Annotated in this window: 11 protein-coding genes; 7 read left to right on the top strand and 4 right to left on the bottom strand. The window is 33.6% G+C overall.

The window, feature by feature from the left end; genetic code table 11:
• The first annotated feature begins 99 nt into the window (after positions 1–99).
• From AWE51_RS06495 to AWE51_RS06465, 7 genes are all read left to right on the top strand, one after another.
• Positions 100–747, top strand: a complete 648-nt coding sequence (locus AWE51_RS06495; RefSeq protein WP_066311212.1) for a response regulator — start codon at positions 100–102, stop codon at positions 745–747.
• Between the two features lie 654 nt (positions 748–1,401).
• Positions 1,402–3,078, top strand: a complete 1,677-nt coding sequence (gene ilvD, locus AWE51_RS06490; RefSeq protein ID WP_066311210.1) for a dihydroxy-acid dehydratase — start codon at positions 1,402–1,404, stop codon at positions 3,076–3,078.
• Between the two features lie 98 nt (positions 3,079–3,176).
• Entirely contained in the window at positions 3,177–4,910 is a 1,734-nt protein-coding gene (gene ilvB / locus AWE51_RS06485; protein ID WP_066311208.1) for a biosynthetic-type acetolactate synthase large subunit, read from the top strand.
• Between the two features lie 2 nt (positions 4,911–4,912).
• On the top strand, positions 4,913–5,446 hold the full coding sequence (ilvN, locus tag AWE51_RS06480; RefSeq protein WP_066311204.1) for an acetolactate synthase small subunit: 534 nt from the start codon (positions 4,913–4,915) through the stop codon (positions 5,444–5,446).
• A 119-nt stretch (positions 5,447–5,565) separates the two neighbouring features.
• Positions 5,566–7,041 carry a ketol-acid reductoisomerase gene (gene ilvC, locus AWE51_RS06475; protein ID WP_066311202.1) on the top strand — a complete coding sequence of 492 codons (1,476 nt, stop codon included), beginning with the start codon at positions 5,566–5,568 and terminating at the stop codon, positions 7,039–7,041.
• A 119-nt stretch (positions 7,042–7,160) separates the two neighbouring features.
• Complete coding sequence (gene ilvA / locus AWE51_RS06470) at positions 7,161–8,426, top strand: threonine ammonia-lyase IlvA (RefSeq protein WP_066311200.1); 1,266 nt, start codon at positions 7,161–7,163, stop codon at positions 8,424–8,426.
• A 175-nt stretch (positions 8,427–8,601) separates the two neighbouring features.
• Positions 8,602–9,150, top strand: a complete 549-nt coding sequence (locus AWE51_RS06465) for an outer membrane beta-barrel protein (protein WP_157766033.1) — start codon at positions 8,602–8,604, stop codon at positions 9,148–9,150.
• Positions 9,151–9,291: 141 nt separating this feature from the next.
• Here the strand turns inward: AWE51_RS06465 and AWE51_RS06460 are convergent, their stop codons facing one another.
• The 4 genes from AWE51_RS06460 to AWE51_RS06445 form a co-directional block, all read right to left on the bottom strand.
• Positions 9,292–9,969 (bottom strand): bifunctional 4-hydroxy-2-oxoglutarate aldolase/2-dehydro-3-deoxy-phosphogluconate aldolase, encoded by a 678-nt coding sequence (locus AWE51_RS06460; RefSeq protein ID WP_066311191.1) that lies wholly within the window; start codon positions 9,967–9,969, stop codon positions 9,292–9,294.
• Positions 9,969–10,973 (bottom strand): sugar kinase, encoded by a 1,005-nt coding sequence (locus AWE51_RS06455; protein WP_066311189.1) that lies wholly within the window; start codon positions 10,971–10,973, stop codon positions 9,969–9,971. Before AWE51_RS06455 ends, AWE51_RS06460 begins: the two co-directional genes overlap by 1 nt.
• A 139-nt stretch (positions 10,974–11,112) precedes the next feature.
• The gene (locus AWE51_RS06450) at positions 11,113–11,874 is read right to left on the bottom strand and encodes an SDR family NAD(P)-dependent oxidoreductase (RefSeq protein ID WP_066311188.1); all 762 of its coding nucleotides are present in this window, start codon (positions 11,872–11,874) and stop codon (positions 11,113–11,115) included.
• 24 nt (positions 11,875–11,898) lie between these two features.
• Positions 11,899–13,161 carry an MFS transporter gene (locus AWE51_RS06445; RefSeq protein ID WP_066311185.1) on the bottom strand — a complete coding sequence of 421 codons (1,263 nt, stop codon included), beginning with the start codon at positions 13,159–13,161 and terminating at the stop codon, positions 11,899–11,901.
• Positions 13,162–13,198: the final 37 nt, after the last annotated feature.

Raw genomic sequence — 13,198 nt, 5'->3', positions numbered from 1 at the left:
GAAACCGACATAATTAAAATAATTTTTTAGATAGATAAAAAAGAATTATTTTAACTATCAAAGATTCCATGTGACCATTGAAAAAAATAAAAACAACACATGAAAAAAAAGACCATAGTTATTGTTGATGATCATCTTTTATTTGCACAGTCATTAGAAAGTTTGATATCAAAACTTGAAGAATACGAGGTTCTTGCGATTCTAAAAAACGGAAAAGAACTTACTCAGTATTACAAGCATAAACGTAAAGTACCAGATCTTATTCTTTTAGATGTTAAGATGCCAGTCATGGATGGTGTTCAAACAATGCAATGGCTCAAAGAGCATAGATCCGAACAAAAAGTATTAGCGTTAACAATGGAGGATGATGAGGATACTATTATTAAGATGATTCGGGCAGGAGCCAAAGGGTATTTGTTAAAAGATATACATCCTGAGAATTTTGAATTCGCTATGAAAATGGTTATCGAGCAAGGATTTTATTATTCTGGTAAAATAGAGAATGCCTTAAGACATTTTGAAGAAGGAGGCGGTAGTGTAGAATTTCATGAGCGTTTAACAGATAAAGAAAGAGGATTTTTAAAGTTAGCCTGTTCAGAACTTACCTATAAAGATATAGCGGGAGAAATGGGCTTAAGTCCAAAAACGATAGAAAACTATAGAGAAACAGTTTTTAGAAAACTAGAAGTAAAAACCAGAGTCGGACTAGTGATTTATTGTATGAAAAATAAATTATTCAAAGTATAGGGGTTTGTTTTTTAAAACTTTTTTATATTTGGAGTCTGGAATGAGAAATTTAGATAAAAATATCATTAGTGTCATTAGTATTGAGGTGATTATTTCGCCTTGATAAGGGACGTTGATGATTTTAGAGATATCATATAAATCCCTTTGCATAATGTAAAGGGATTTTTTTTGTTACCGTATTTTTAAAATCGTTATTACGAAATTCTTATAAAAAATAGGGTTTGGTTATGAATTTTATCGAAAATTAAAATAAGATAAAGAATCTGTTTTTAAAACCGAATTATGAATATGTTTAATTGTGTAATTATTAATGTCATTAGTATTGTGGTGATTAACTCATCATAAAGGAGGGATAATGATGCAATTTAAAATTTATAGATCCCTTCAAGTTTTTGAAGGGATTTTTTTTGATCTAAAATAATGTTTAATAAAAATTAACAAATAGTGATTGTAAATAAAAAGAGTATAAGTATCTGTAAATCAATGTTAAAAGGTGAATGGTGTTATGTTGGATATTGTAAGGAGGTTGAATTATAAATGTCACTTTAGCCACAACAAAATAATTTTATACTGTCGGATTTTATTTAAATGCGAATATGTAGGTGAAATAGTTAAATTATTGAATAATTAATAAAATAAATACATTCAGAAAGAATGAATATAAATAAATATAGTAAACAAGTTACGCAAGATGATACACAGCCTGCAGCACAAGCTATGTTGCATGCTATTGGTCTTACCGAAGAAGATTTTGAAAAGCCTTTGGTTGGTATTGCTAGTACTGGTTATGAAGGTAATCCTTGTAATATGCATCTTAATGATCTTGCCAAATTGGTTAAAAAAGGAACCCTAGAAGAAGATGTAGTGGGTTTAATTTTTAATACTATAGGAGTAAGTGATGGAATTTCAATGGGTACACCCGGAATGCGTTTTTCATTGCCATCAAGAGATGTTATTGCAGATTCTATGGAAACCGTAGTTCAAGCCATGTCTTATGATGGAATGGTGACCGTAGTGGGGTGTGATAAAAATATGCCGGGAGCTTTAATGGCTATGTTGAGATTAAATCGGCCTTCAATATTGGTGTATGGGGGTACAATAGCTTCTGGTTGTCATAATGGAAAAAAACTTGATATAGTTTCAGCTTTTGAAGCATGGGGAGAAAAAGTTGCTGGTACTATGGAAAATAGTGAATATAAATCAGTAATTAAAAAATCAGTTCCTGGAGCCGGAGCTTGTGGTGGGATGTATACTGCCAATACAATGGCTTCTGCAATAGAAGCATTGGGTATGTCATTGCCGTTTAACTCTTCAAACCCTGCAATTAGTAAAAATAAAGAAGAAGAGAGTATCGCAGCAGGTAGAGCGATGAGAGTACTTCTGGAAAAAGATATTAAACCTAAAGATATCGTAACAAGAAAATCTTTAGAAAATGCTATACGATTAGTAACTGTTCTTGGTGGTTCTACCAACGCAGTTTTGCACTTTTTAGCCATTGCAAGAGCTGCCGATGTAGAGTTTACACTTGCAGATTTTCAAAGAATTAGTGATGAAACACCCTTCTTGGCGGATTTAAAACCAAGTGGTAAATATTTGATGGAAGATGTTCATGAAGTAGGAGGAATCCCTGCGGTATTAAAATATTTATTAGTAAAAGGATTGTTACATGGGGATTGCCTAACAGTCACAGGAAAAACACTAGCAGAAAATTTGTTAGAAGTAGAAGATTTGACAGAAGGTCAAGAAGTCATAAAACCACTAGAAAATCCAATAAAGCAAACTGGTCATCTTAGAATTATGTTTGGTAACCTGGCAGAAGAAGGTTGCGTTGCAAAAATTACTGGTAAAGAAGGATTACGTTTTCAAGGTAAGGCTAAGGTCTTTGAAGGTGAATATGAGGCAAACAAAGGTATTAGAGAAGGACAAGTGCAGAAAGGAGATGTCGTCGTCATTCGATATGAAGGACCCAAAGGAGGTCCTGGTATGCCAGAAATGTTAAAGCCAACAGCTGCCATTATGGGAGCAGGTTTAGGAAAAGATGTGGCTTTGATAACCGATGGAAGATTTTCAGGAGGAACACATGGTTTCGTTGTGGGACATATTACTCCTGAAGCACAAGAAGGAGGATTGATTGGTTTAGTTAAAAATGGAGATATAATTACTATAGATGCAGAAACCAACTCAATAACAGTAGATGTTGATACGAAGGAAATTGAAAAAAGAAAAGCATTATGGGTACAACCAGAACTAAAATTTAGTAAAGGTGTATTGTATAAATATGCGAACACAGTTTCATCTGCATCTAAAGGATGTGTAACAGATGAATTTTAAAAATAAGTTTTCCTTCTAAACTTTATAGATAGAAAAAGAAATCAAAAAAAAGTCTAGACTCATAGTTTTATGAATCTGGCCTCAAATAAAAAAAGCGTATGGAAACACAAACGCAGACAATAAAAAAGGAAACCATAGCAACAACAAAGAAAATGACTGGAGCAGAAGCGGTAATTAGATGTTTGCTAGCAGAAGGAGTAGATTTGATCTATGGATATCCAGGTGGGGCTATTATGCCTGTGTATGATGAGTTATATAAGTTTCAAGATCAATTGCGACATATCTTAACAAGGCACGAACAAGGCGCTACACACGCGGCGCAAGGGTATGCCAGAACTAGTGGTAAAGTAGGGGTAGCAATAGCAACTTCCGGACCTGGAGCTACTAATTTTGTTACAGGTATTGCAGATGCTCAAATTGATTCTACACCAATGGTATGCATCACAGGACAAGTAGGCTCTCATTTACTAGGTACAGATGCTTTTCAAGAAACAGATATTATCGGAATCTCTACACCAATTACCAAATGGAATTGTCAAGTAACGAAAGCTGAAGATATCCCTGAAGTAATTGCCAAAGCTTTTTATATAGCACGCTCAGGTCGTCCAGGTCCTGTGTTAATTGATATTACTAAAGATGCTCAGTTTGGAGAGTTGGATTTTGAATATGAAAAATGTAAAGGAGTCCGAAGTTATAAACCAGTTCCTGAAACAGATCCTAAGAGCCTAGAAGAAGCAGCCGAATTGATAAGAAACGCTAAAAAACCAATGATTGTTTTTGGGCAAGGAGTAATTCTAGGCGAGGCAGAAGAAGAACTCAAGAACTTTATAGAAAAAACAGGTATTCCTGCAGCATGGACAATTTTAGGACTATCTGCACTACCAACGATGCATCCTTTAAATGTGGGAATGGTTGGTATGCATGGTAATTACGGACCAAATAAATTAACTAATGAATGTGATTTATTATTGGCCATAGGAATGCGTTTTGATGATAGAGTAACAGGTAACTTAGAAACCTATGCAAAACAAGCTAAAGTTATCCATTTTGAAATAGATCCTGCAGAAGTAAATAAAAATGTATATGCTGATGTAGCTGTAATGGGAAATGTTAAAAAAACGTTATCCAAATTAATGCCTTTAATAGAACCTAATTCCCATGATGCTTGGGTTCAGGAGTTCAAGGATTATGATACTATAGAATACGATAAAGTTATTAAGGAGGAGTTACATCCTACTAAAGATAGTCTTTCTATGGGTGAAGTATTAAGAGGCATTAATGAAGAAACAAAAGGTGATACTGTAATTGTTTCAGATGTTGGACAGCATCAGATGATTGCATGTCGCTATGCAGAATTTACAAAGACTAAAAGTAATATTACTTCAGGAGGATTAGGTACCATGGGCTTTGCATTACCTGCTGCAATTGGAGCAAAAATGGGTGCGCCAGAAAGAGAAGTAGTAGCTATTATCGGTGATGGAGGTTATCAAATGACAATACAAGAATTAGGTACTATTTTTCAAACTAGAGTGCCAGTGAAAATTGTTGTATTAAACAATGATTTTCTTGGTATGGTTCGTCAGTGGCAACAATTATTTTTTGATAAGAGGTATGCTTCCACAGAAATGGTAAACCCTGATTTTGTCACCATTGCAAAAGGTTACCATATCGAAGCTAAAAGAGTAACAAAACGAGAGGATTTACAAGAAGCTATTTCAGAGATGATCGCTTCTAAAGAACCGTACTTTTTAGAGGTATGCGTAGAAAAAGAAAATAATGTTTTTCCTATGATTCCTACAGGTGCATCAGTTTCAGATATAAGATTAAGTTAGTTATGGAAAGAGAGAATTATACGATTTCGGTTTATACCGAAAACAACATAGGATTGCTTAATAGAATATCTGCAATCTTTTTAAAACGTCATATTAATTTGGATAGTATGACTGCATCTCAATCAGAGATTAAAGATGTATTTCGATTTACGATAGCTATAAAGGTTACCGAGGAACAAGTAAAGAAGATAGTCGGGCAAATAGAAAAGCAAATTGAAGTTATTAAAGCTTTCTATCATAGAGAAGAAGAAATCATATATCAAGAAACAGCTTTATTTAAGGTAGAATCAAGATTACTGTTTGAAGAACGTCAGATTCAAAATGTTATAAAAAATAGCAACGCAAATATTGTCACGGTAACACCAGAGTTTTTTGTAATAGAGAAGACAGGAAGAAGAAGAGAAGTAGAAGCGTTATATCATAAATTAGAACCTCATGGATTAATGCAATTTGTGAGATCAGGTAGAATTGCAGTCACTAAAGATAAAATGCATATCTCTAAAATATTAGAAAGCTTTACAGAAGAAGTTGAATAAAATTTAAGGAATACATGCTAATCTCAGTTTTTTTGAATTGAGAGATAATATAAAGACACAACTAAAATCAAAATTAAATCAAGTTTCCAAAAAGGAGGCAACAACAAATTAGAACAGAAATGGCAAATTATTTTAATACGCTATCATTAAGAGACCAGTTAACACAATTAGGAAAATGTCGATTCATGAATGCAGATGAATTCTCAGAAGGTGTTGAAGCTCTAAAACAAAAGAAAATTGTAATTGTAGGATGTGGTGCTCAGGGACTTAATCAGGGCTTAAATATGAGAGATTCTGGACTTGATATTTCTTATACGTTACGTGAAGCTGCAATTAAAGAAAAAAGACAATCATATAAAAATGCTATGGATAATGGGTTTACTGTAGGGACTTATGAGGAACTTGTTCCTACTGCAGATATGGTAATTAACCTTACTCCAGACAAACAACATACACAAGTAGTTAATACGGTGATGCCTTTAATGAAAAAAGGAGCAACTTTATCTTACTCTCATGGATTTAATATTGTAGAAGAAGGTATGCAGGTCAGAGATGACTTAACCGTAATTATGGTCGCACCAAAATGCCCAGGATCAGAAGTAAGAGAAGAATATAAAAGAGGATTTGGTGTTCCTACTTTAATAGCGGTGCATCCAGAGAATGATCCTCAAAATCATGGATTTGATCAAGCTAAAGCTTATGCAGTAGCCACAGGAGGGCATAGAGCAGGAGTATTAGAGTCTTCATTTGTAGCAGAAGTAAAATCTGATCTCATGGGAGAACAAACAATTTTATGTGGTTTGTTACAGACAGGATCAATTTTGTGTTTTGATAAAATGATAGAAAAAGGAATTGATGCTGGTTATGCTTCTAGGTTAATACAATACGGTTGGGAGACTATTACCGAAGGATTAAAATATGGAGGAATAACAAATATGATGGATAGATTATCGAATCCTTCAAAAATTATGGCTTTTGAATTATCTGAAGAGCTAAAAGATATAATGCGCCCCCTGTTTAGAAAACATATGGATGATATTATATCTGGATATTTTTCAAAAACAATGATGGAAGATTGGAGTAATGATGATAAGAACCTTTTGTCATGGAGAGAAGCTACAGGAAATACAGCATTTGAAAAAACGGCTGCAGGTGATGTAGAGATTTCTGAACAAGAATTCTATGATAATGGTGTACTTATGGTTGCATTTGTAAGAGCCGGAGTAGAATTAGCCTTTGAAGCAATGACGGATTCAGGAATTATAGAAGAATCAGCGTATTATGAGTCTTTACATGAGACACCTTTAATCGCGAATACGATTGCACGTAAAAAGTTGTTTGAAATGAATAGAGTTATTTCTGATACAGCTGAGTATGGTTGTTATTTGTTTGATCATGCATGTAAACCATTACTAACTGATTTTATGAAAAATATTGATACCAATGTTATCGGTGAAGCATATGACAAAGGAAAAAATAATGGTGTTGATAATGCAAAATTAATTGAAGTTAATGCTGCATTAAGAAATCACCCAATAGAACGTATCGGTGCAAAGTTAAGAGCATCGATGACGGCAATGAAACCCATAGTTTAACCAACTAAGGTGAATAACCACTAAATTTTGTCTGGTCGGGGTCTGTTAAAGTTTTTGAGATGTGTATTGTGTACCTTTAATGGATCCAGACTAGCAAAATGAAAATGACGTAAGAACAAATGAATGTAGCGACCACCACTTATTTTCCTGAATTAGAAGATATCCAAAAAGCAGCTTCTATGATTAAAGATGTTGCTATGGAAACTCCTCTTATGAATAGTATTAGGTATTCTAGACGATATGATGCCAATATCTTGCTTAAAAGAGAAGATCTTCAACGTGTTAGATCGTATAAGATTAGAGGGGCATTTAATAAAATAAGCTCTCTTAGTAAGGAAGAATTAGAAAGAGGGGTAGTTTGCGCTAGTGCAGGAAATCATGCTCAAGGTGTAGCTTTTGCATGCCATCATTTAGGTATCAAAGGTACTATTTATATGCCTACAGTTACCCCAAAACAAAAGATTGCTCAAACTCAAATGTTCGGTGGTGAGCATGTGAAAATAGTACTTGAAGGAGATACTTTTGATGACTCTTCAAAAGCCGCAATGAAAATTTGCAAATCCGAAGGAAAAACATTTGTACATCCTTTTGAAGATCCTAAAACCATAGAAGGACAAGGAACAATTGGTCTTGAAATATGTAAACAAACAAATGTTCCTATAGACTATATTTTTGTAGCAATAGGAGGAGGTGGGCTGGCATCAGGCCTATGTGGTGCAATAAAAGCGTTATCACCAAATACTAAAATTATTGGTATCGAACCAAAAGGAGCACCCTCAATGTTAACATCGATAAGGAATAATGTAAATACAGAAATTTCAAATATAGATAAGTTTATTGATGGAGCTGCGGTTCAAAAGGTTGGAGATCTTAATTTTGAGATTTGTAAAGAACACTTGTCTGATATGTTTACCGTTCCAGAAGGGCTAGTATGTCAAACTATTTTAGACTTATACAATAGAGATGCAATAGTAGTCGAACCGGCAGGTGCACTTACCCTAGCAGCCTTAGAATTTTATAAAGATAAAATAAAAGGTAAAAATGTTGTTTGTATTGTAAGTGGAAGTAATAATGACATTACGCGCACGGCAGAAATAAAAGAAAGGGCTTTACTATATGCAGATTTGAAACATTACTTTATTGTACGATTTCCGCAAAGAGCAGGAGCGTTAAAACAGTTTGTAGGAGAAGTACTAGGACCTAATGACGATATTACCCATTTTGAATACTCAAAGAAATCTAGCAGAGAAAATGGTCCTGCTGTTGTAGGGATAGAGTTAAAGGATAAAAAAGATTTAGAACCTTTGGTTTGTAGAATGAAAGATCTAAATTTCTTTGGTGATTATTTAAATGATAAACCAGATCTTTTTCAGTTTTTGGTTTAATTTTTCTCGAATTTCAAGATACTTACTTAATATATTGATCCATTGTTAACCGTTCATAACGTATGGGTTACTTAGGTACAAAATAGATTTAAACAGTAATTTTTATTAATAAAATGTTAATAATATGCTTTTTATCGATATATTAGCGCATTTAAACGATAAAACTAAATCTATTATGAAAAAAATTTTACTATTTACTGCAATTGCATTATTAAGTATTACTGCTGCAAATGCTCAAGTTAAACTTGGTTTTGGTGTTGGGTATGCCGTTCCTTCAGGAGATGCTGCTGATTTTTTAGATGGAGGTCTTTCTGCTCATTTTGAATTAGGATATGGTGTTACCGAAAGAATTGATATTTCTATATTATACCAAGGAGACTTTTTAGTTGGTGGTGATCTCGATGGTGCTAGTGTAGGTAATTTAGCATTAGGAAGTTATATGCTTAATGGTAGATATTTCTTTACAGATACTAAGTTTAAACCTTATGGTAGTCTTGGTTTAGGTTTGGCTACAGTAGGCTCGGTAGAAGTAGAGATTGCAAATGGAGGTGGTACAGTAGAAGGAGACAGCGAGTCTAATTTTGCACTTCGTCCGGCACTTGGTTTTAAATATGGTATTCTTAATATGAATGCTGCTTACTTAAGTGCGGGTAAAGTAAATGATGCATCTATTTCAGATATTACTTTAAATATAGGATTGTTATTTACTTTTGGTGATAATTAATAAACTACTTTTTGAAAAGTAATTTTATAGAATAAAAAAACATACCCTTATAAAATAATTATAAGGGTATTTTTGACACCGTTAATGTCAACTGTAATCTAATTTAAGTTAGAGTTTTACATAACACACACACTACATAAATTAGTTTTCTTCTTTTAACGTATTTACAATATCTATTGATTTTTTAGTTAATTCAGTAATCGTTTTATAATCGAATTCAATTTCATTTTTCTTAACAATTAGTTTGGATCCCATTCCAACACAATGAACACCGGCGTTAAACCAATCAGAAAGGTTTTTTTCATCTGGACTAACTCCACCACTTGGCATTATACTAGACCATGGGCAAGGAGCTTTTATGCTTTTAACATAATTAGGGCCACCAACTTGACTGGCAGGAAATATTTTTACTATTTCGGCGCCTAATTCTTCTGCGTAATTAATTTCTGATAATGTTGCGCACCCCGGAAGCCAGGCTATTTTTCTGCGATTACATACTTTGGCAATTTCAGGGTTCAGAATAGGAGATACTATAAAATTAGCTCCGTTCTGTATAAATAAGGACGCGGTTCCTGGATCTACTATAGATCCAATTCCTAAAATCATTCCAGGAAGATTTTTAGTTACCCATTTACATACTTCAGAAAATATATCCTGAGCATGATCACCTCGGTTTGTAAATTCAAATACTCTTGCGCCTCCGTCATAACACGATTTGATTACGTTCTTTACGATTTCTATGTCAGAATGATAAAACAAGGGAACAATCCCTGTTTCTTTCATTACTTGTGCTACTTCTATTCTTGTATATTGTGCCATTATCTTATTATTCTTCCAGAAAGATTACCTTCTATGATACTAATTACTTCTTGCTCAGTTACTAAATTTGCATCTCCCTCGATGGTGTGTTTAATTGCGCAAGATGCATTAGCAAATTTCAATGCTTTTGTATCGTCGTAATGCAATAAACCATGAATTAATCCTGCGGCATAAGCGTCTCCTGTACCAATCCTATCTATCACATGCGTAATTTCTAGTTCATTTGTTTCCAAAAACTCTAAACCATTCCACATTCTGGCTTGTATTTTATGCCAATTTGCATTTATTGATTTTCTTGTTTTATCAAATACCTTTTGGATATTAGTATGTTTTTTAAGGAGTAATTTACTACCCTTTATGAAATCATCATTTTCATATGAAAATTTGGTGCTAAGTAGTTCATTAATTTCATTTGGACCACCAATAAAAATAGTAGATAGTCCAACTAATTCATTTAATATTTTTTTAGCATCTTTTCCGTAGTTCCATAGGTCTTTTCTGTACGCAGGATCTGCAGAAATAGGAATTCCTTTTTGATTGGCAACAGTTAAACCTTCTTTTAGTGCTTGATATGCGTTAAGAGATAGAGCAGGGGTAATCCCAGTCCAATGAAACCATTGACAATCTTTTAAAATTTCTTCCCAGTTTATTTTTTTTGGATCAATATTAGAAAATGCAGAGTGCGCTCTATTATAAGCAATAGTACTAGATCTCATAACTGCTCCTACTTCAAGGAAATATAATCCTAAAGGATGATGAGAATTGTGTATTGCGCTTGTATTAACGCCAAATTTCTGTAAAAAGCTTTTTGCAGCATCTCCTACAAAATCATTAGATACTGCACCTACATGCTGTGTTTGATTTCCGAATTGAGAAAGTGATATAGCAACATTTGCTTCTGTACCTCCAAAGTAGTACTCTAGTTGGTTGGTTTGTTTTAATTTTTTATTTCCCAAAGGAGCTATGCGCATTAAAACTTCTCCAAAGGTTACTACTTTATTCATTGTTGAATTAATTTAAGTTGATATAAATGGAATCTAAATTTTAACTAGCCTTCCATTTATATCAACGTTGTTTTTTAATAATAAAGATGATTAATAAATGACTAAACAGCCTCTTATTTTATAGTTTTCTTCTTTATTTTTAAATTCCTAAAGCTTGTCCACCACCAATTTGAATAGTTTCAGCAGTTAAAAAAGCAGCATTATCACTAGCTAAGAAAGACACAACAGAAGCTACATCTTCTGGTTGACCTAATCTTCCAAGTAATATATTATTTTTCCACGATGCAAAAACTTCCGGTTTTGTTGACTTGATTTGTTCATGAAATGGAGTATCGATTGTACCAGGTGATACTGCATTTACTCTGATACCATATTCAGCCAAATCTTTTGCTAATGCTCTAGTTATTGCATTTACCGCAGCTTTAGAAGTTCCATAAATTCCAGCTCCAGGGCCTCCTGCTGTCCATCCGGCATTTGACGTATAGTTAATTATAGAAGCATTTTCTCCTTTTTTAAGAAATGGTATAGCAGCTCTTGACGCAAAAAATGTCGAATCAAGGTTTAGAGCCATTACAGATCTATAAAACTCTGTTGTCATACCTTCAAAACGAGATCTACCGCCTAATCCACCTGCATTATTTACAAGTACATCGATTTTACCATATTTCTCTCCAATTGTATTTATGTTTGAAGTAACAAGATCTTCATTTGTAACATCAAATCCATAATACTCGCAAGTTATTCCTAGAGCAGTAAGTTCTTCTATTCTTTGAGCTCCTTTTTCATCTTCTATACCATTTAAAATAACAGTATATCCGTCATTGCCTAGTCTTTTTGCAACTTCATAGCCTATTCCTCCGGTGGCCCCAGTTATTAAGGCAACTTTTCCTTTTGATTTCATTTTTTTAAGTTTATGTTTAATTGATTACTTTTCTAATGGTTTTATCTCTTTTATTAAAACAAATATTGATAATGCTGCTAATGGTGCCAATACAGCCAGAATAACAAAAGCTGGAGTATATGACACTGTTGTTATTTTTGGAATTAAATAATTCATAATAACCACAGATATAGCACCGATTGTTCCAGCCAAACCCGCTAGAGAGCCTACTGATTTACTTTTTAAAAGATCACTTGATAGTGTTTGTATATTACTAATAGAAAACTGGAACCCAAATAATACCACAAATACAAAAGACACAAATTTTTCTGGTGTATCTGCAAATAGTATTGCTCCAATTATTGCTACGAATATGATTGCACATCCAATAGCGATTACCTTTTTTCTCGCGCTGTCAACAGTCTTAGATTTCATTAACCTTTGAGCGTACCATCCACCTACAATACTACCGATGGCTGCACCTACATATGGAAACCATGCATAATAGCCTATTTCTTTTACATTAAATCCGTATTCTTTATTTAGATAAATAGGCATCCAGAAAACAAATAACCACCATATAGGTTCAATAAAGAATCTTGAAGCTAATACACCCCATACTTCTTTAAACCCAAGTATTTTAGAAAGAGGCAATCCTTTTTGATTATCGTCTTCTTGATTAAGTTCTGGTTGTCCAGAAGTAATTAATAGTTTCTCTTCTTTTGTTATCCACGGGTGTTTTTTAGGTTGTGCTTTATTGAAAATTAACCAAGGTATAATCCATAAAAATCCTAATACTCCGATAATTATAAATGTCCATCTCCAGCCATAACCTTCAAACAATTCGGCAATTGTTGGAGCGGCTACTATAGAACCGATAGCGGCACCGGCATTAAAAATACCTTGGGCAATAGCTCTCTCCTTAATAGGAAACCATTCTGCGTTGTTTTTAACTGCTCCTGGCCAATTACCAGCTTCAGATACACCTAAAATACCTCGATAAATTCCCAGAGAAACTAATCCTCTAGCAAAGAAGTGAAGTAAAGAAGCTAATGACCAAAAGAAAATCGATAATACAAAACCAATTTTGGTACCTACTTTATCATATATTTTACCCGAAATAAACTTACCTGCAGAATAGGTGATCGTAAATATGTTAATAATCCAAGCGTAATCTTCTTCTGTTAGACCAAGATCTTTTTTCATTTCTGGCCACATTATTCCAAGCGCAGATCTATCTATATAATTTATTATTGTAGCTAAACAGACAAGGCCTATTATCCACCAACGTAATCCTTTTAGTTTCATCCTGATTTTGAGTGTTTATGTTTATTAGAGTATGATA

The sequence above is a fragment of the Aquimarina aggregata genome (genome assembly GCF_001632745.1).
GTDB classification, from domain to species: domain Bacteria; phylum Bacteroidota; class Bacteroidia; order Flavobacteriales; family Flavobacteriaceae; genus Aquimarina; species Aquimarina aggregata.
Note: the sequence above shows the minus strand (reverse complement) of the source record. Positions and strands in the feature narration are given on the sequence as shown.

Coding starts and splice junctions, on each gene's coding strand:
- AWE51_RS06460 (WP_066311191.1), bottom strand. CDS start 9,969: ATGGCACAATATACAAGAATAGAAGTAGCACAAGTAATGAAAGAAACA.
- ilvB (WP_066311208.1), top strand. CDS start 3,177: ATGGAAACACAAACGCAGACAATAAAAAAGGAAACCATAGCAACAACA.
- AWE51_RS06495 (WP_066311212.1), top strand. CDS start 100: ATGAAAAAAAAGACCATAGTTATTGTTGATGATCATCTTTTATTTGCA.
- AWE51_RS06450 (WP_066311188.1), bottom strand. CDS start 11,874: ATGAAATCAAAAGGAAAAGTTGCCTTAATAACTGGGGCCACCGGAGGA.
- AWE51_RS06455 (WP_066311189.1), bottom strand. CDS start 10,973: ATGAATAAAGTAGTAACCTTTGGAGAAGTTTTAATGCGCATAGCTCCT.
- ilvN (WP_066311204.1), top strand. CDS start 4,913: ATGGAAAGAGAGAATTATACGATTTCGGTTTATACCGAAAACAACATA.
- ilvD (WP_066311210.1), top strand. CDS start 1,402: ATGAATATAAATAAATATAGTAAACAAGTTACGCAAGATGATACACAG.
- AWE51_RS06465 (WP_157766033.1), top strand. CDS start 8,602: ATGAAAAAAATTTTACTATTTACTGCAATTGCATTATTAAGTATTACT.
- ilvC (WP_066311202.1), top strand. CDS start 5,566: ATGGCAAATTATTTTAATACGCTATCATTAAGAGACCAGTTAACACAA.
- ilvA (WP_066311200.1), top strand. CDS start 7,161: ATGAATGTAGCGACCACCACTTATTTTCCTGAATTAGAAGATATCCAA.
- AWE51_RS06445 (WP_066311185.1), bottom strand. CDS start 13,161: ATGAAACTAAAAGGATTACGTTGGTGGATAATAGGCCTTGTCTGTTTA.